The 19,276-nt window shown below is 62.6% G+C and carries 15 protein-coding genes; 7 read left to right on the forward strand and 8 right to left on the reverse strand.

Annotated features, from left to right (window positions below):
• Positions 1 to 237 precede the first annotated feature (237 nt).
• The 3 genes from HX899_RS09245 (at position 238) to HX899_RS09255 (ending at position 2,889) form a co-directional block, all read left to right on the forward strand.
• Positions 238 to 1,077: a MetQ/NlpA family lipoprotein gene (locus tag HX899_RS09245; RefSeq protein WP_138333947.1), complete on the forward strand. Its 840-nt coding sequence runs from the start codon at positions 238 to 240 to the stop codon at positions 1,075 to 1,077.
• 89 nt (positions 1,078 to 1,166) lie between these two features.
• A complete protein-coding gene (locus HX899_RS09250; RefSeq protein ID WP_138333948.1) occupies positions 1,167 to 2,255 on the forward strand; it encodes a methionine ABC transporter ATP-binding protein in 1,089 nt (362 codons plus the stop codon).
• Complete coding sequence (locus tag HX899_RS09255) at positions 2,236 to 2,889, forward strand: methionine ABC transporter permease (protein WP_138333950.1); 654 nt, start codon at positions 2,236 to 2,238, stop codon at positions 2,887 to 2,889. The genes HX899_RS09250 and HX899_RS09255 overlap by 20 nt, the downstream gene beginning before the upstream one ends.
• Before the next feature lies 1 nt (position 2,890).
• Here HX899_RS09255 and HX899_RS09260 read toward each other — a convergent pair whose 3' ends face one another.
• Positions 2,891 to 4,249, reverse strand: a complete 1,359-nt coding sequence (locus HX899_RS09260; protein ID WP_138333952.1) for an LLM class flavin-dependent oxidoreductase — start codon at positions 4,247 to 4,249, stop codon at positions 2,891 to 2,893.
• 233 nt (positions 4,250 to 4,482) lie between these two features.
• Here HX899_RS09260 and scpA point away from each other — a divergent pair, with 233 nt between their 5' ends.
• A complete protein-coding gene (scpA, locus tag HX899_RS09265; RefSeq protein ID WP_181292292.1) occupies positions 4,483 to 6,621 on the forward strand; it encodes a methylmalonyl-CoA mutase in 2,139 nt (712 codons plus the stop codon).
• Between the two features lies 1 nt (position 6,622).
• On the opposite strand, the gene HX899_RS09270 is transcribed toward scpA, so the two are convergent.
• On the reverse strand, positions 6,623 to 7,783 hold the full coding sequence (locus HX899_RS09270; RefSeq protein ID WP_138333956.1) for a fumarylacetoacetate hydrolase family protein: 1,161 nt from the start codon (positions 7,781 to 7,783) through the stop codon (positions 6,623 to 6,625).
• A 368-nt stretch (positions 7,784 to 8,151) separates the two neighbouring features.
• Here HX899_RS09270 and HX899_RS09275 point away from each other — a divergent pair, with 368 nt between their 5' ends.
• The 3 genes from HX899_RS09275 to HX899_RS09285 are packed head-to-tail and all read left to right on the forward strand — an operon-like array spanning position 8,152 to position 10,699.
• On the forward strand, positions 8,152 to 9,162 hold the full coding sequence (locus HX899_RS09275; RefSeq protein ID WP_180196256.1) for a Gfo/Idh/MocA family protein: 1,011 nt from the start codon (positions 8,152 to 8,154) through the stop codon (positions 9,160 to 9,162).
• Positions 9,163 to 9,172: 10 nt separating this feature from the next.
• Complete coding sequence (locus HX899_RS09280) at positions 9,173 to 10,270, forward strand: Gfo/Idh/MocA family protein (RefSeq protein ID WP_181292293.1); 1,098 nt, start codon at positions 9,173 to 9,175, stop codon at positions 10,268 to 10,270.
• A gap of 18 nt (positions 10,271 to 10,288) precedes the next feature.
• Positions 10,289 to 10,699, forward strand: coding sequence for a VOC family protein (locus tag HX899_RS09285; protein WP_062941837.1), 411 nt, complete (start codon positions 10,289 to 10,291; stop codon positions 10,697 to 10,699).
• Between the two features lie 98 nt (positions 10,700 to 10,797).
• Here the strand turns inward: HX899_RS09285 and atzF are convergent, their stop codons facing one another.
• The 6 genes from atzF to HX899_RS09315 are packed head-to-tail and all read right to left on the reverse strand — an operon-like array spanning position 10,798 to position 19,274.
• On the reverse strand, positions 10,798 to 12,603 hold the full coding sequence (gene atzF, locus HX899_RS09290; protein WP_181292294.1) for an allophanate hydrolase: 1,806 nt from the start codon (positions 12,601 to 12,603) through the stop codon (positions 10,798 to 10,800).
• Between the two features lies 1 nt (position 12,604).
• Positions 12,605 to 16,144 (reverse strand): urea carboxylase, encoded by a 3,540-nt coding sequence (uca, locus tag HX899_RS09295; protein ID WP_181292295.1) that lies wholly within the window; start codon positions 16,142 to 16,144, stop codon positions 12,605 to 12,607.
• A gap of 3 nt (positions 16,145 to 16,147) precedes the next feature.
• Positions 16,148 to 16,798: an urea amidolyase associated protein UAAP2 gene (locus HX899_RS09300; RefSeq protein WP_181292296.1), complete on the reverse strand. Its 651-nt coding sequence runs from the start codon at positions 16,796 to 16,798 to the stop codon at positions 16,148 to 16,150.
• A gap of 12 nt (positions 16,799 to 16,810) precedes the next feature.
• Entirely contained in the window at positions 16,811 to 17,632 is an 822-nt protein-coding gene (locus HX899_RS09305) for an urea amidolyase associated protein UAAP1 (RefSeq protein ID WP_181292297.1), read from the reverse strand.
• Positions 17,629 to 18,459: an ABC transporter ATP-binding protein gene (locus HX899_RS09310; protein WP_181292298.1), complete on the reverse strand. Its 831-nt coding sequence runs from the start codon at positions 18,457 to 18,459 to the stop codon at positions 17,629 to 17,631. The genes HX899_RS09305 and HX899_RS09310 overlap by 4 nt, the downstream gene beginning before the upstream one ends.
• Entirely contained in the window at positions 18,456 to 19,274 is an 819-nt protein-coding gene (locus tag HX899_RS09315; protein ID WP_181292299.1) for an ABC transporter permease, read from the reverse strand. Before HX899_RS09315 ends, HX899_RS09310 begins: the two co-directional genes overlap by 4 nt.
• Positions 19,275 to 19,276 lie beyond the last annotated feature (2 nt).

The raw sequence follows: 19,276 nt of genomic DNA on the forward strand, positions 1-19,276 counted from the left end.
CGGGATAGGCTTGAAACGGCGCCACGGAGGCGCCGTTTTCATTTTTGCAACATGCTCACGAGCCGCAATTAATCCACAAAATTGATGGAAATTTATCCTGCCGATATCGATGGCAGGGCAAGAGTTTTTCCGGCCCTCCCTCCACATCAGACATTCGTGCTTCGCTCGCGATCCGCCCATTTGCCATGATCAGCCTGCTCGGGGCGTTCGGCCTCATTCAGTCAGACGGGATATACAATGACCAAGAACAAAAATCTTCACGGCTTCCACCTTTCGCGCCGCGCGGCTCTTGCCGCCGTGGTCGTTTCCGCTGCCGCGCTCTTCGCCTTTGCAGCACCCCACCCTTCCTTTGCCGAGGACAAGTCGATCAAGGTCGGCATCATGGCCGGCGAGGATGAGGATGTGTGGCGTGTCGTCACGAGCGAGGCGGGCAAGAAAGGTCTCAAGATCGAGACCGTCATCTTCAACGATTACACCCAGCCGAATGAAGCGCTGGAGCGCGGCGAAATCGATGCCAACGCTTTCCAGCACCAGCCCTATCTCGACAACCAGATCCAGCAGCACGGCTATCACATCGTTCGCGTCGGTTATACCGGGGTCTGGCCGATCGGCCTTTACACCAAGAAACACAAGTCCGTCGCAGAGATCCCGGAAGGTGCCGTCATCGGCGTGCCGAACGATCCCTCGAACGAAGGCCGTGCGCTGCGCGTTCTCCAGAATGAAGGCCTGATCAAACTGAAGGACGGCACCGGTATTCTCGCGACCGTCGCCGACGTCACCGACAATCCGAAGAAGATCGAGATCAAGGAACTCGACGCCGGCATCGTCGGCCGTTCGATCGACGATCTGGATGCCGGTATCGTCAACACCGACTGGGCGTTGAAAAGCGGTCTTTCGCCGGCCGAACGCATTGCCCAAGAGCCGATCGCCGACAATCCGTACCGCAACTTCATCGCCGTCAAGGACGACAACAAGGATGCCGAATGGGTCAAGACGCTTGTTTCTTCTTATCAGAACGACACCGTGAAGGCCGAGTTCGAAAAGGTCTATAAGGGAACGGGTCTCAGCGCCTATTGATCCGAGGCAGGGCTGGGGTTAAGGCCTGCCGAGAGGCGGTCCGGGCGTTCTCTGCCCGGACCGCCTTCAGTATTTGTAAGGAAAACCACATGAATTCCCTTGTTTCCACCACGGCGATCGAGGCACAGTCTCAAGCGGCGGCTTCCGAAGAGGTGGTGAGACTGACCGACGTGAAGCGACGGTTCGGAACCACTGCAGCCCTCGACGGCATTTCGCTGACGGTGAAGAGAGGCGAGATCCTTGGCATCATCGGCCGCAGCGGCGCCGGCAAATCGACGCTGATCCGCTGCCTGAACGGCCTGGAGCGCGCCGATAGCGGCGAGATCCTCATCGAAGGCCGAGACATCACCGGACTTTCAGAACAGGACCTGCAGCCGCTGCGCCGCCGCATCGGCATGATCTTTCAGCATTTCAATCTGCTTTCTGCCAAAACCGTCGAGGAAAACGTCGCGCTGCCCCTGAAGATCGAGGGTCTTGCAAAGGGCGAGCGCCTGAAACGAGCGCATGAGCTGCTCGAACTCGTCGGCCTTGCAGACAAGGCGAAGGCTTATCCCGCATCGCTGTCCGGCGGCCAGAAACAACGCGTCGGCATCGCCCGGGCGCTGGCGGCACGCCCGGCACTGCTGTTGTCCGACGAGGCGACATCGGCGCTCGATCCGGAAACGACCCGGTCGATCCTGGCATTGCTGAAAGACATAAACCGTAAGCTCGGACTGACCATTCTGCTCATCACCCACGAGATGGAAGTGGTCCGCGGCATTGCCGATCGCGTCGCGGTCATCGATGCCGGGCGGATCGTCGAGGAAGGGCAGGTCTGGTCGGTCTTCGCCAATCCGCAGGCTGATATCACCGGGAGCCTGCTCGGCGGCATCCGCCCGCAGCTTCCTGAACATATCGCCGGTCGGCTGTCGGCGACGGCCGGCAGGGAGGTCATTCTCAGCGTCGATCTCGCCGGGCCGCAGGCGCAGGGCGCGCTGTTTGCCGAACTCTCGGCGGCATTGCCGCATTGCTTCCGCCTCGTCCATGGCGGCATCGACCATATCCAGAACCAGCCGGTGGCGCGGTTCTTCATCGCCGTTCCCGCACGCGACCCCGCGCTTGCCGGAAAGGTCGAAAAATTCCTGACGGCCCGGTCCGCCCGGGTGGAGGTGCTTGGTTATGACACCGATCATGCTTGAACTGCTTATTCGCTCCCTTTGGGAGACGATCCTGATGACCCTCGCCTCGGGATTGATCTCGCTCGTCGCCGGCCTGCCATTCGGCCTTGCACTGGTCGCGACGGCGCGCGGTGGCATCGCCGAAAACCTCTGGATCAATCGCGTGCTCGGCGCAGTCATCAACGGCTTTCGCTCAGTGCCTTTCATCATCCTGCTGGTAGCGCTGATCCCGCTGACGCGGCTGATCGTCGGCACCGCGCTCGGCACCTGGGCGGCCATCGTGCCGCTCGCCATCGCCGCAACGCCCTATTACGCCCGTATCGCCGAAGTATCGCTGCGCGAGGTCGACCGCGGGCTGATCGACGCCGTGCGCGCCATGGGCGGCAATCGCTGGACGATCATCCGCGAGGTGCTGGTGCCTGAAGCGCTGCCAGGCATCGTCGCCGGTTTCACCGTCACGCTGGTGACGCTGATCGGCGCCTCGGCCATGGCGGGCGCGATCGGCGCCGGCGGCCTCGGCGATCTCGCCATCCGCTACGGCTATCAGCGTTTCGAAACCAGTGTGATGATCGCGGTGGTGGCCGTCCTCATCGTGCTCGTCTGCGGCATCCAGTGGCTTGGCGACCGGCTGGTTGCCGGGCTGGACCACCGATAAGTCAGCGCCGGAACTGGGCGGCGGGGTGAGCGGCGGGCAACCTGCCGTTCCCGCCGCCGAAAAGCTTCTGCCGCAAGGGTCCTGCAGCATAGTCCGCCTTGAAGACGCCGCGCTCCTGCAGCACCGGCACCACCAGGTCGACGAAATCGCGCAGGCTTTCCGGCGCCACTGTTCGCGCCAGATTGAAGCCGTCGATGCCACCCTCTTCTATCCATGTCGCGAGATGATCGGCGATCTGTTCCGGCGAACCCACTATCGGCCTCATCCGGCTGCCGAGCACCATCTGGTCGATGATGACACGCAGCGTCACTGGCTTTGGCGCCTGTTTCGTGATGGCCGCAAGTGCCGATTGATTGGCGTTGGTCGAGCTCTGGTCGATGACGTCGTCCAATCCATACTTCGAAAAGTCGATGCCTGTCGAAGCGGAGTAATGCGCAAGCGAAGCCTCGACGCTCGCATGGCGGCGATAGTCCTCCAGCTTGTCCCGTGCTTCCTTCTCCGTCCGCCCGACGACGACGGTGATCAGGCTGAGGATCTTCAATGCGTCGGCGCCGCGGCCGAATTCCGTCGCCTTCGCCCGCAGCGCATCGACAGTCGGCTTGGCCGCCTTGGGATTCGGCCCGGCAATGAAGACGCATTCGGCGTGGCGTGCGGCGAAATCCTGCCCGCGTGCCGAGGCGCCGGCCTGGAAGAGCAGGGGCGTGCGCTGCGGCGAGGGCTCGGAGAGATGGATGCCTTCCATCCGGTAATATTTGCCGTCGTAACCGACAGAGCGCACTTTGGAGGGATCGGCATAGACGCCGCCCGCCTTGTCGCGCACCACCGCATCGTCGTCCCAGCTCCCTTCCCAGAGCTTGTAGAGAATTTCGAGATATTCTTCGGCTGCGTCGTAACGCGCATCATGTTCCGGCAGCTTGTCGAAACCCATGCTGCGAGCCGCACTGTCGAGATAACCGGTGACGATGTTCCAGCCGATCCGTCCCTTGGTCAGGTGGTCGAGGGTCGACATCCGCCGCGCCAGCAGGAAGGGTGGCTCATAGGTGGTGTTGACGGTCACGCCGAAACCCAGATGTTTCGTCACATAGGCCATCGCCGAAATCGGGATCATCGGATCATTGACCGGGATCTGCGCGCCCGTCTCAATCACCGGCGAAGGGCTATCCCTGTAGACATCGTAGACACCGACGATGTCGGCCAGGAAAATGCCGTCCAGCTTGCCGCGTTCCGCGGTCTTGGCAAACTCCGTCCAGTAGTCGAGATCGGTATAGTGCGCTGAGCGGTCGCGCGGATGCGTCCACAGACCGTGGTTGATGTGCCCGACGCAGTTCATGTCGAAGGCATAGATCTGCATTGTCTTCATGAGGCGGGTCCCAAAGTCGGCAATAGAAATCAAGGATTTGCCGCATTAATTATCCAAAAGCATGATGCCGAAAAGTGTGAGCGGTTTTCGGACGACATCATGCTCTAACTATATAATGTAGAACAGGATTCAGATTTTGGGCCAGCTCGGCCTAAAATCATCCTGTTCGGGCTCTATCGCACGAGGAGCCTGTGAAATGGTAGGGTGGGGATGAAAAAAGCCGGAGGAAACGCATGACGAAGAAGACGCTGTCGGATTGGGCGGAACTTGCGCAAAAGGAACTGCGCACCTCGCCCGAGAAGCTGACCTGGCAGACGCCGGAAGGCATTGCCGTCAAGCCGCTCTATACGGCCGAGGATCTCGACGGCGCCGGGCACCTTGGTTCGCTTCCCGGCTTTTCGCCTTTCACCCGCGGGCCCCGCGCGACGATGTATGCCGGCCGGCCTTGGACGATCCGCCAATATGCCGGCTTCTCCACGGCAGAAGAATCGAACGCCTTTTATCGCCGCAATCTCGCCGCCGGCCAGAAGGGCCTGTCGGTCGCCTTCGATCTTGCCACCCACCGCGGTTATGACAGCGATCATCCGCGCGTCGAGGGCGATGTCGGCAAGGCGGGTGTGGCAATCGACAGCGTCGAGGACATGAAGATCCTGTTCGACGGCATTCCACTCGGCGAAATGTCGGTGTCGATGACCATGAACGGCGCCGTCATCCCGATCCTTGCCTCCTTCATCGTGGCCGGCGAGGAGCAGGGCGTTCCACGAGCCGACCTTTCGGGGACCATCCAGAACGACATCCTCAAGGAGTTCATGGTCCGCAACACCTATATCTATCCGCCCGAACCCTCGATGCGGATCGTTGCCGACATCATCGAATATACGGCCAAGGAGATGCCAAAATTCAATTCGATCTCGATCTCCGGCTATCACATGCAAGAGGCCGGCGCGACGCTGGTGCAGGAACTTGCCTTCACGTTGGCCGACGGTCGCGAATATGTCAGGGCGGCGATTGCCAAGGGCCTCAATGTCGATGATTTCGCCGGCAGGCTCTCCTTCTTCTTCGCGATCGGCATGAACTTCTTCATGGAGGCGGCAAAGCTTCGCGCCGCCCGGCTGCTCTGGACCCGCATCATGGAGGAATTCCAGCCGAAGAAGACCTCTTCGCTGATGCTGCGCACCCATTGCCAGACCTCCGGCGTCTCGCTGCAGGAGCAGGACCCCTATAACAACATCATCCGCACCGCTTTCGAGGCGATGTCGGCCGTGCTCGGCGGCACGCAGTCGCTGCATACCAACTCCTTCGACGAGGCAATCGCGCTGCCGACGGAATTTTCCGCCCGCATCGCCCGCAACACGCAGCTGATCCTGAGCCACGAAACCGGCGTCACCAAGGTGGTCGATCCGCTGGCGGGCTCCTATTACGTCGAGAGCCTGACGAAGGAGCTTGCCGACAAAGCCTGGGCGCTGATCGAGGAGGTGGAAGCTCTCGGCGGCATGACGAAGGCCGTCAATGACGGCCTGCCAAAGCGGCTGATCGAGGAAGCGGCCGCGCGCCGCCAGGCAGCCGTCGACAAGAGCGAGGAGGTCATCGTCGGCGTCAACCGCTACAGGCTCGACAACGAACAGCCGATCGACATTCTGGAGATCGACAATAGCGCGGTGCGCAAAGCGCAGATCAGACGTATCGAGGAAACCAAGAGGCGGCGCGATGGCCGAGCCGCGCGCGACACGCTGGCGGCCCTGGCCGAGATCGCACAGAGCGGCAAGGGCAATCTGCTCGAAGCCGCCATTGAGGCGGCGCGGGCCCGCGCCACGGTCGGCGAGATATCGGATGCGATGCGCGATGCCTTCGGCGATCATGCCGCCACGCCTGTGGTGATCAAGGGCGTCTATGGCCAAGCGTATGAAAATGAGCCGGAACTCGCCGTGCTCAAGACTCGCATGACCGAGGTGACGGAAGCCATGGGGCACCGGCCGAAGATCATGGTCGCCAAGCTCGGCCAGGACGGACACGACCGAGGCGCCAAGGTGATCGCCTCGGCCTTCGGCGATATCGGCTTCGATGTGCTCGCCGGTCCCCTTTTCCAGACACCGGAGGAAGCCGCCGGCGTCGCGCTCAGCGAAAAGGTCAATGTCGTCGGCGTCTCGTCATTGGCGGCCGGTCACAGGACGCTGCTACCGCAGTTGATCGACAGGCTGAGGGAACAGGGCGGTGGTGATATCATCGTCGTCTGCGGCGGTGTCATCCCGCGCCAGGACTATGAATTCCTGCATGAACACGGCGTCGCAGCCGTGTTTGGCCCGGGGACAAACGTTCTCGAGGCGGCAAACTCCGTTCTCGACCTGCTGCAGGGCAGGCGACGGAATCAGTAATTTAGAGAAGACCGCGCTTTGCCAGATTGCTCATCAGCGCCGAAATACCGAAGGTCCAGGGCGGGCATTCGGTGGAGAGCCGCACGGTGTTGACGAGCGCACCGAGGCCTGCCGAGGAAATCTCGACGACATCGCCGATCTTGTGGGTGAAGCCTTGCTTCGGCGCGTCCCGGTCCTGCGTCGGCGCAAACAGCGTGCCGAGGAAAAGCATGAAACCATCGGGATATTGATGATGGGCGCCGACCGTCTGTTTGACGAGATCGGTTGGATCGCGGCTGATCTGCGACATCGAACTCTTGCCGTGCATCACGAAGCCGTCCTCGCCTGACACCTTCAGGTCGAGTTCGGCCTTGCGGACGTCATCCAGGCTGTAGCCGGCATCGAACAGGCGGATGAAAGGACCGATCGAGCAGGAGGCGTTGTTGTCCTTGGCCTTGCCGAGCAGCAGTGCCGAACGGCCCTCGACATCGCGCAGGTTGACGTCGTTGCCGAGTGTCGCCCCCTTGATCTCGCCGCGGCTGTTGACCGCAAGCACGATTTCCGGCTCCGGATTGTTCCAGGTCGAGATCGGATGCAGGCCGACATCGGCACCCCAGCCGACGGAGGAGAGCACCGGCGCCTTGGTGAAGACTTCGGCATCAGGCCCGATGCCGACCTCGAGATATTGCGACCACATGCCCTCGTCGATCAATGCCTGCTTGACCTTGGCGGCCTCCGGCGAACCGGCCTTCAGATTGGTGAGGCTGCCGCCGATCAGCGTGCTGACACGCTCGCGGATCGAGGCGGCGCGTTCCGGACTGCCGGCGGCCTTCTCCTCGATGACGCGCTCGATCATCGACTGCGCAAAGGTAACGCCGCAGGCCTTGACTGCCTGCAGGTCGACGGGCGCAAGGAGATAAGGGCGCGTTTGATCCGGAGCTCCGGTACTGTTGGCGGCGATGTCCGCCAGCGAGCCAACCGCCTTGCCACTTGCTGCGCGGACAAAGCCGGCGGCATCCGACCTCTCCAGGAGAGCGCTCAGCGTCGGCGCCTCGCGCGACGTGATGTCGACCAGCATACCCTCGCGTAACATCACAATGCTCGGTCCCTGCACTTCGGGATTCCAGATGCGACCGACAAAAAGACCATCCGAAGCGGCGACATCGAGCAGAGGTTGAGACATGGTGATCTTCCGTCACAGGCGAGCGGGGAGCGCTCTTTAAAAACATTGCGGGGTGTTGCCGCCCTCCAGCCCGGCGGCAGCCGAAATCGATCACATTCACGGAGACGGGGCAAGATGCGTCGGGGAAAAAGACTTTCGCCTGATCGGCTCGGGCGGCGGGCTTCCTCTGGAATCCAATTGCAAAAGCCCACAAAATAACTATTTAGATACAAAATAACTGTTTAATTTCAAATATTTAAATACAGGCCGCGACGATTTTGCCCTCCATCTCGCCTTGACAGGCGGCGGCTTTCGTTATCTGTTTTGCGCGACATGGAGGAGGCTGGCGTCAGGCGGCCACACGAAAATCCCAGGAGGATATTGCAGCGATGTTGAGATTTGCCGTCGTCGGAATCGACCATGGGCACACGTTCGATCACGTAAAGGGGTTGCTGGCCGCAGGCGGCGAGTTCGTCGGCTATTGCCCGCAGACCTCGGTGCCGGCATTGCGCGAGGGCTTCGAGAAGACCTATCCTAACGCGCCGCAGATCGACAGGGAAAAGCTGTTCGACGATCCGTCGATCGATGTCATCTGCATTTCCGCGATTCCTCGTGATCGTGCCGGGCTTGCCATCCGCGCAATGAGATCGGGCAAGGACGTGATGACCGACAAGCCGGGCGTGACGACCTTCGCCCAACTCGAGGAGGTCAAGCGTACCGTTGCCGAGACCGGCAAGATTTTCTCGATCTGCTTTTCCGAGCGCCACTGCGTGCGCTCCGCGGTCAAGGCCGGCAAGCTCGTCGCCGAAGGCGCGATCGGCAAGGTGATCCAGACGCTCGGCGTCGGTCCACACCGGCTGCAACTGCCGACCCGGCCGGACTGGTTCTTCGATCCCGAAGCCTTCGGCGGCATCATCGTCGATATCGCTTCGCACCAGGTCGACCAGTTCCTGTTCTATACGGGCTCGACCACAGGCGAGGTCATCGCAAGCTCGATCGGCAATTTCGGCATGCCCGACAAGCCCGCCTTCGAGGATTTCGGCGAGGTGCTTCTGCGCTCCGACAAGGCGGCGGGCTATGTCCGTGTCGACTGGTTCACGCCGGAGGCGCTGCCGACCTGGGGTGACGGGCGCCTCACCATCCTCGGCACCGAAGGCTACATCGAACTGCGCAAATATATCGATATCGCCGGCCGGCCGGGCAAGGATCACCTCTTCCTGGTCAACGGCAAGGAAATGACCCATATCGATTGCAGCGGCGAAAAACTCGACTATTTCGACGCTTTCACCGCCGACGTCGGCAACCGCACACAGACGGCGATGACCCAGGATCACGTTTTTGAAGTCTGCCGTCTTTCGCTCGAAGCCCAGGCGAAAGCCGCGCGCATCGGCGCTCGCTGAGGAGGAAATCATGACCAGGAAATTGCGCGTCGGTGTCATCGGCGCAGGCATCGCTGCGCGGCATCTGGCCGGCTTCGGTTGGAACAAGGAGCTTTTCGAAGTTCCCGTGCTCTGCTCGCTCGATGAGGAGCGCGGCAGAGCGCTGTGCGAGGAGTTCGGCATTGCCGAATACACGCAGGATGCGGATTCGCTGTTTGCCCGCGACGATCTCGACATCATCGACATTTCGACGCCGCCGAGTTCGCATTTCGAACTGTGCCGCAAGGGTATCGAGTCTGGCAAGCACGTGATCTGCGAGAAGCCGCTCTTCGGCTCGATCGCCGAGGTCGACGAGATGGGGCGCATCCTTGCCCGCTTCCCCAGCAAGAAGCTGATGCCGATCTTCCAGTATCGCTATGGTTCCGGCCTGCAGAAGCTGAAGCTGCTGATCGAACGCGGCCTGGCCGGCAAGCCGTTCCTGACCACGATCGAAACCCATTGGTGGCGCGGGCCGGATTATTATGCCGTGCCGTGGCGCGGCAAATGGGCGAGCGAACTCGGCGGTGGCCTTCTCGGCCACGCCATCCACGCCCATGACATGCTGAACTATGTGCACGGCCCTTGCGCCGAGGTGTTTTCCTATGGGGCGACGCTGGTCAATCCGATCGAGGTCGAGGATACGGCAGCCCTTTCGGTGAAGATGCAGAATGGCTCGCTGGCGACGCTGTCGATGACGCTGGGTTCGCGCAAGGAGATCTCGCGGTTGCGCTTCTGCTTCAACGACCTCGTCGCCGAAAGCATCATCGAACCCTATACGATGGGCCGTGATCCGTGGACGTTCGTCGCCGGGACAGAGGAACATCAGGCGCGGATCGACGAAGTGCTCGCCGCCTATGTGCCTGGCGAGGATGGCTACACCCGTCAGTTCGAGCTCTTCCATAAGGCGATCGTCGAAGACACCGACCCACCGGTGACGCTGCAGGATGCCCGCAATTCGCTGGAACTGGTAACGGCCGCTTATTTCTCGCAGCGAACCGGACAACCGACGCCGATGCCGATCGCCGCCGATCATCCGCTCTATCGCTCCTGGCTTCCGGCAGGGGAATGGCGGGCTGCGGCCACCGTCTGAATCGGGAAGGGCTCTCCGATGCTGAAATCCTTCGAGCATGTCGGCATGACGGTCAGCGACATGGACCGCACCGTCGATTTCTACTGTGGCCTGCTAGGCCTCAGCCTCGTGCTGCGCAAGACGATGGCGAATGGCATGCAAGTCGCGTTCCTCGATGCAGGCGGCGGCATGCTGGAGGTCTTTGCGCCGCCCGGCGGCGCGTCGAGAGCAGTCGACGTGCCTGAAGATACGGCCGGCGTCCGCCACCTCACCTTTCATTTCGACAATGTCGACGAGACCTTCGTCCGCCTCGAAACGGCGGGCGTCGAGATCAAGGAGCGGCCGCGCTTTGCCGTCCACTCCGAGATGCTGAACAAGATCGCCTTCGTTCGCGATCCCGACGGCATTATCGTCGAACTTGCCGAACGCTCTCAGAACCGCCAGGGCTGACACAGGTGTTGCCGATCGCTTCGCTGCGGGCGGCCAGACCGTCCCGCAGCAGATCGATCAGGCGCCAGACGAGTTTTGCCGCCATGTTAGGCCTCCTCTCAGCTCGCCAGCTTGGCGCTGATATAGTTGCGCCAGCCGCCAAGTGCGGTGATTTCCTCGGCACCTTTCACCGCATGCGCCTCGCAGACGAAGCCAGAGACGCTGGGACCGTCTTCGAGCGTCAGCTTACCGATGCCGAGGGGTGCCGGAATCTTCTGGACGAACCTGCCGAAAGCATCGGCCGGCAGTGCCCAGACCTCGACCTCCAGTCCCTGACCCTTGTGGCCGGGCTCGCGCAGCAGCCCGGGTTTCGGCGGCGTGGTATTGGGTAAGACGAAGAGGCGATAATCGCCGGCCGTGCGGCAGGTCTTGACCAGACGCCCGCCTGCGCCTGCCAGTTCGTGATTGAGCGGCATGCCGGTCAGATGCGCACCTACGACCGCAATTTCGATAAAACCGTCATCGCCGGGCACAACACGGCTTGCTTCGGGGATCGCAGCCTGCCGGTCGATGCCCATGCCGGAGCTTGCTGCGCGGTGCAGCGCGTCGGCAAGCGGCGCCAGCGCATCGTCGGTGAAGGCAGGTGCGATGACGGTAACGCCGCCCGGCAACCCACCTTTTCCGAAGCCGGCCGGAACGGCGATCGCTGCGCAATCGAGCAGGTTGACGAAATTGGTGTAGCGGCCGAGGCGACCGTTCAGCACGACGGGATTGGCCAGCATATCCGCAACGGTGTAAGTGGTCGGTGCGGTCGGCAGCAGAAGCACGTCGGCCTTTTCCCATTCGGCCTCGGTCTTGCGACGCAATTCTTCCAGCCGGTATCGACCGTTGAAAGCCTCAACCGCGGTCTTGCCCTTGGCGCCTTCGATAATCCCCCTGACCGTCGGGTCGAAATCGGTCGCGTTCGTGGCGAGGAAGGTCTCGACCGCCGCCAGACGTTCAGCGACCCAAGGCCCGTCATAGAGAAGCGCGGCGGCCTCGCGGAATGGCGCATAGTCGAAAGGCACGATGGTCGCGCCGAGCGCTCTGGCCCGCTCGATCGCCTGATCGTAGAGCGCCTCCACCTCCTTGTCGCCGAAGAATTCCCGTTCGGCATCGGTCAGGACGCCGATGCGCAACCCCGACACAGGCAGGGTCGCCGGCTTGGCACGACGGGAGAAAGCATCGGCGGCATAGAAGCCTTCGGCGACCTTGCGGATCGCAACACCGTCGCCGACGGTCGCGGCAAAAATCGTGATGCAGTCGACGCTCTTGCAGGCCGGTATAGCGCCAGTATTCGGCAAGAGACCCGGCGTCGGCTTGATGCCGACCAGATTGTTGAAGGCGGCGGGCACGCGGCCGGAACCCGCCGTATCCGTGCCGAGCGCGAAGGCCGCCAGGCCTGAAGCCACCGTGACCGACGATCCGGAGCTCGAACCGCCGGAGATATAGGCCGCATCGAAGACCGAACGCGGCGCGCCATAGGGCGAGCGCGTGCCGTTGAGGCCGGTCGCGAATTGGTCGAGATTGGTCTTGCCGATGATGATGGCGCCGGCCGCCTTCAACCGGGCAACGACGGTGGAGTCGGCTTCCGGCCGATACGCATAGGCCGGGCAGGCCGCGGTCGTCGGCAGGCCGGCGGCATCGATATTGTCTTTGACGGCGAAGGGAACGCCCCAGAGCGGCAGGCTGTTTGCCTCAGGCGCGCGCGCCATCAGCGTTTTCGCGGCTGCACGCAGCTCCTCGTCCGGCACCGGGGTGATGAAGATTGCCGGATCCTTCGAGGCGGCGCGGCGGGCGATCACCTCTTCGATGGCGTCGAGCGGCGTCAGGCCGGATTGATAGGCGGCGCGAAGGCTTGAGAGATCGAGGATGGTCGGCAGCATGTCAGCATTCCTCCAGAACGACGATGATATCGCCGGCTTTGACGTTTCTTCCCGGCCCGGCGCGCAGGTCGCGGACGCGGCCTGCCGCATGGGCGGTGACGTTGATTTCCATTTTCATCGATTCGATGATGGCGAGTGTATCGCCGGCCGCAACCGAAGCACCCGGCTCGACCAGCAATTTCCAGATATTGCCGGGCACGGCGCTGGCAACACCGAAGCAGCCGTCGGGAATATCCCCATCCGGACTTTCGCCCGTGCCTTCATCGGTGACGAAGCTGTCGAGCCCGGCTTCCTTCCAGCGCTGGCGCTCAGTATCGAAGGCGGCCTGCTGCGTTGCTTTGAAGCGACCGATCGACGCTGCGTTCGCCTGCAATTCTCTCTCATAGGCAGCATAGGAGAATTCCGTCTCCTCGATCCGGATCGGATAGCCGCCGTGCGGGAAGGCGGCGCGCGCCTCCGTCAGTTCCTGATTACTAACAGGGAAGAAACGGATCTGGTCAAAGAAGTTCAGCAGCCAGGGCTTGCCCCTGGCGAAGGCCGGTGTCTCCCGCCATGTGTTCCAGACCTGGATGGTGCGGCCGAAGAGCTGGTAGCCGCCCGGTCCTTCCATGCCGTAGATGCACATATAGGCGCCGCCGATGCCGACGGCGTTCTCAGGCGTCCAGGTGCGGGCGGGATTATACTTCGTCGTCACGAGGCGATGGCGTGGATCAACAGGGGTCGCAACCGGCGCGCCAAGATAGACATCGCCGAGACCGAGCACCAGATAGCTGGCATCGAAGACGATATCGCGAACGGCCTGTTCGTCGGGAAGGCCGTTGATGCGGCGGATGAACTCGATATTCGACGGGCACCAGGGCGCATTCGGGCGCACGAGCTCCTGATATTTGCGCATCGCAAGCTCCGCATCCGGATCGTTCCAGGAAAGCGGCAGATGCACGATGCGGCTCGGCACCGTGACCTCCTGTGCCGCCGGCAGCGTCGCCTCGATTTCGGAGAGCAGTCCCAGCAGGCGCCGGCGCGTCAGCTGCGTGCCGTCATAATGAATCTGCAGCGAGCGGATACCGGGGGTGAGGTCGACGACGCCGGGCAGGCGGGCCTCGACAACGGCCTGCATCAGCAGATGCACCCGCAGCCGAAGCGCGATATCCAGTGTCATCGGCCCATATTCGACGAGCAGATTATCATCGCCCTGGCGGCGATAGACGACGGAAACCGGGCCGTCGTCGCTAATGCCGACGATCGGCGAGCCCGTCTCTTCCACGACCCGCCGCACCGCCGGGCCGGCGATCGGGTCCTCCGGCCGCGCCACCGCATGAAAGCGGATACGGTCGCCGGGCTTAAACTGGCCCATCTTCCACTGTTCGTCGCGGGCGATCACTGCAGGGCAGACGAAGCCGCCAAGGCTCGGACCGTCAGGGCCGAGAATGATCGGCATGTCGCCGGTAAAATCGATCGCTCCGATGGCATAGGCATTATCGTGCAGGTTGGAGGGGTGCAGCCCCGCCTCGCCGCCGTCGCTACGTGCCCATTGCGGGGCCGGGCCGATCAGGCGCACACCGGTGCGGGCGCTGTTGAAATGCACCTCGTAAGCTGTCGAGAACAGCGTCTCGATATCGCTAGCCTCGAAGAAATCGGGCGCGCCGTGCGGGCCATAGACGACGCCGACATCCCATTCGCGCGTCAAGACGGCTGCCTCCGTCGCTGGTCTCACCGGTTCGGCCGGTACTTGGCGGGCAAAGTGCAGCACATGCCCTGTCTTCAGGGTGCCGGTGGCGTTGCCGCCGAATTGGCCAAGGCCGAAGGTCGCGCGCGAGCCGAGCACAACGGGAGCGGCAAAACCACCGGCGACCGCGAGGTAGGCGCGCTGCCCCGGTCCTTCGATCGTACCGATCGACAGAACCTGACCGGCACGGATCAATACCGGGGTGTCATGCGGCAATCTTGCGCCGTCGCATGTCATAGGCATCCGGGCGCCGGCTAGCGCGATCGTCTGGTCGGCATAGAACCGCAATGTCGGACCGGAAACGGTCAACTCCAGCGCAGCCGTCACATCGTCATTGCCGACCAGCCGGTTGGCATGGCGGAAGGAGCGCTCGTCCATCGGCCCGCTTGGCGGCACGCCGACATGCCAGAGGCCGAGCCGGCCCGGCAATTCCTGAATGCTTGACTGCGCGCCGGGCGCGAGAACCTCGACGACATCGGGAACGAAGGCGAAGTCGCGTAGAGCCGTCGTTGCCACCTTGGCGCTGGCCAGCAATTCGGAAGCGGCGATCGTTCTCAAATAATCGAGATTGGTCTCGATGCCCGATATCGATGTTTCGGCGAGCGCTGCCTTCAGTTTCTCGATCGCCGCCGGCCGGTCTTCCGCCGCCACAATCAGTTTAGCAAGCATCGGGTCATAGAAGGGCGTGACCTCGGTCCCCGTCTCGATCCAGCCGTCGACGCGGGCACTCTCCGGAAAAATGACTTCGGTCAAAAGGCCGGCGCTCGGGCGGAAATCGGCATGCGGCATCTCCGCATAAACACGCATCTCGATCGCCGCACCCTTCGGCGTCAGGGCCTTAGCGCCCGAGAGCACCTCTTCGCCGGCCGCCTGCCGGATCATCCATTCGACGAGATCGATACCGAAGACGGCTTCCGTGACAGGATGCTCGACCTGCAGGCGGGTATTGACCTCGAGGAAATAGAATTCCTCGCGCTGGGGATCGTAGATGAATTCGACGGTGCCGGCCGATTCGTAGGAGACCGAGCTTCCCAGATCGACCGCCGCCTTGTGCAGCCGCGCCCTCGTTTCGGCGGAAAGGCCGGGCGCAGGCGTCTCCTCGACGACCTTCTGGTTCCGCCGCTGCAGCGAGCAGTCACGTTCGCCGAGCGCAATCACTCCGCCCTTGCCGTCGCCGAAGATCTGCACCTCGACATGGCGCGCTTCAGCAACGAAACGCTCGATATAGACGCGCGCATCGCCGAAGCTGGCGCGCGCGGTCCGCTGCACGCTTTCGAAGGAAGCCTTGAGGCAGGCCGCATCGGCGCAGAGTTGCATGCCGATACCGCCGCCGCCGGCCGTGCTCTTCAACATGACGGGATAACCGACGGTCTCGGCAGCCGAAAGCGCCCCGTCGACGCTCTGCAAGAGATCGGTGCCGGGCAGCAGCGGCACGCCGCTCGCTTTCGCCAATTCGCGCGCCGTATGCTTCAGGCCGAAGGCCGACAGATGCTCTGGGCGCGGGCCGATGAAGGCGATGCCTTCAGCGGCGAGCCGCTCGGCAAAGCCGATATTCTCCGAGAGGAAGCCGTAGCCTGGATGCACGGCCTCAGCGCCCGTCGCCTTGCAGGCAGCAATGACGGCATCGACGTCAAGATAACTTTCGGCAGCAGGCGCCGGGCCGAGGCGCATGGCCTCGTCGGCGGTGAGCGCCGGCATGGAGAACCGATCGGCATCGGAATAGACGGCGACCGAGGCAATGCCCATCCTCTTCAATGTGCGGATGACGCGGACGGCGATCTCGCCGCGATTGGCGATAAGGACTTTGGTGAACATCGATCAGTCCTCGCCGTCCAAGATCAGCACCCGGATCGGCGTCGGATCGAAACCGTTGCAGGGATTGTTGATCTGCGGGCAATTGGAGATGACGCAAAGCACGTCCATCTCCGCCACCAGCTCGACATAGTCGTCAGGCGCGGAAATGCCGTCGACGATAGTCATCTCGCCGTTCGGCTTGATCGGCACGTTCATGAAGAAATTGATGTTCGGCACGATGTCGCGCTTGCTCATGCCGTGTTTTGTCACCTCGATCACGAAATTGTCGCGGCAGGCATGCAGGTATTTGGTGCCGTGGCCAAAGCGCACGGTGTTGCTCTCGCAGGAGCAGGCGCCGGCTGATGTATCGTGGCGGCCGCAGCTGTCGGCCGTCATGACCAGCATGACGTTGCCTTCGTTCGAGATGATCTTCGTGCCGGTGCCGATATAGGCGCCACCTTGCGCCCGCATCGTATCCTGGTTGGAATACCGCTCGGCAAAGTCATCGGCGCGATAAAACAGCGTATCGATTGCCTGTTGGCCGTAGCTGTCCTCGATGCGGATGGTCTGACCCTTGCGCACGATGCCGGACCACGGCGCTTCGGCCGGGATGAAATGTTCCTGCACGGCATTTTCCAGGCTGCGCGAAGCTGAAGTCTTGATGAAATCGGTCATCGTCATCCTCCCTCAGGCCAGCATCGAGGCGTTGTTCTCGAAGCCGCGAAGGGCTTCGGCGGTCGCCGTGCGCGAGAGGTCGTCGACTGCGGGGGCGGGGGCGCGAAAGCGCGTGACGATCACCGGCTTCGGAGCATAGACCGGGTCGGGATCGAGCGGATGCGGACAATTGGAAAAGCCGACGATCATGTCCATTTCGGCGCGCAGTTCGGCATAGTCGCCGCTGTTGGAGAGTTTGCCGCGCCAGTGGAAGCCACCGTCATCGTCGACGCGGACGGGAGCGAAGAGATTGAGAATTGCGGGAATATCGCGCCTGGTGAGACCAAGCTTGCCGGCGACGAGCACGAGATTGTCGCGGGTGTTGCGGCTCTTGACGCCAGGATATTTTGCAGCGTTCGAAGCTGCGGTCGAGCCGCCCATCAGGCAGTCGTGAGCGCCGGAGCTATCCTCGATCAGCGAAAACATCACTCGGCCCATGTCCGAGAAGATAACGCGGCCCTTGCCGAGGGCGGTTGTCCACTGCACCTTGACCGTATCGACGAGATTGAGCCGTTCACTAGTGTCAGCGGCGTTCCAGGCGACGAGCGCCACGGTCGATCCGCCTTCGCCCTGATCAATGCGGAGAGCCTCGCCGCGCTTCAGCGCGGTCGACCAGTACCAGCCGCCGGGGATGGTTTCCTGATGGATGATCGCAGCCGCATCGATTGCGGGGGCGGGAAGGGGGCTCGGCGCCGGCAGGGCCTTTGGGGCAAATTCCAGCCCCTTCTTCTGGTGTTCCTCGTAGCGCTGCCGGTTGGCGGCAATTTCTTCGGGCGAACGTCTGACATGCATCATGGTTTTTCTCCTGACGGACTGGAAGCCGGGTCGTCCCGGCGAAGGCCCAGAGAAATGACCGGGCCGTCCCGGTCGGGGCTGAAGATGGAGGGCGCGCCGGCGAGCCTCGGCGGCCAGATGGAAATGTCCTTGGTGATCGTCGCGCCGTAGCGCTCCTTTTCCTCCGGGCGGTCGCGCTTGCGCTCGAAGGCGACGACGCGCGTTGCCAGCGTGAAGGCCTCCCGCATGTCGTGCGTCACCATGACGACGGTCATCTGCGTTTCGTGCCAGAGCCGCTTCATCAATGTGTGGATTTCGGCGCGGATGCCGGGGTCGAGCGCGCCGAAGGGCTCATCGAGCAGCAGCACCTTCGGCTTCATGATCAGCGCCTGCGCCAGCGCCAGGCGCTGCTGCATGCCGCCTGAAAGCTGCGCCGGATATTTGTCCTCGGCGCCGGAAAGACCGACTTCGCCGATCAGCCGCCGGGCTTCGTCGATGGCGTGGCGGCGGGCGGCGCCGAAAAGCTTGGCCTTGTAGCGGGACGCCGAGAGTTCCCGCCCGAGCAGCACATTGCCGAGCACGGTCAGATGCGGGAAGACGGAGTAGCGCTGGAAGACGACGCCGCGATCCGGCCCCGGCTCCTGCGGCAGGGTTTCACCGTCGAGCAGGATTGTCCCTCGCGTCGGCCGCTCCTGGCCGAGCAGCATGCGCAGGAACGTCGACTTGCCACAGCCGGATGGGCCGACAAGGGCGACGAAGGCGCGCGAGGCAACCGTCAGCGACACGTCTTCGAGCACGATCTGGTCGCCATACTCTTTCCAGACCTTTTCGATCACCAGTTCGCTCATGCCTGCTTCTCCAGTTCAGACCAGGGGAAGAAGGCAATGCGGATGCGATCGAGGATATAATTCATGATCACGGCGAGCAGGGTGATCCAGACGACATAGGGAAAGATGACGTCCATCGAGAGATAACGGCGGACTAGGAAGATGCGGTAGCCGAGGCCGGAATCCGACGAGATCGCCTCGGCCGCGATCAGGAACAGCCAGGCGGGACCGAGCTGAAGCCTGAGGCAGGTGATCAGCCGCGGCAGGATCTGCGGCAACACGACGCGAAGGCCGATCTGCCAGGAGGAGCCGCCAAGTGTTTCAGCCTTGACGATCTGTTCGCGCGGCAGCTCCAGCGCCTTCAGCGCAAGGTCGCGGATCATCGTTGGCGCAACGCCGATGACGATCAGCGCGATCTTCGAGGCTTCGCCAAGCCCCATGGCGATGAAGAGGATCGGCAGCAGCGCCAGCGGCGGCACCATCGAGATAACGGCGACGAAGGGCGAGAGCAGCGCCCGGAGATACGGCAGCATGCCGATCAGCATGCCGATGATGAGCGCGGTGACTGTGGAGATACCGAGGCCGGCCAACAGCCGGATCAGGCTCGCACCCGTATCGGACCAGAGCAGGTATTGTCCGGTGCGCGGATCGGCGATGAAGGCCAGGCGATCGATCGCATCGGCAAAACCGGCAAGACCGGGCAGCAGTTTGTCGTTGGCGTTTTCCGCCAGCCGTGCCGCCGAGCCGAAAGTGTAGGCAACGATCAGCAGCACGAAGGGCAGCAGCGTCAAGGCAAGCTGCGCGCCCCGGCTCGGCCTCGTGTTGATCCAGCGCATGA

The sequence above is a fragment of the Rhizobium sp. WYCCWR 11146 genome (genome assembly GCF_013591995.1).
In the GTDB taxonomy this organism is placed as follows: domain Bacteria; phylum Pseudomonadota; class Alphaproteobacteria; order Rhizobiales; family Rhizobiaceae; genus Rhizobium; species Rhizobium indicum.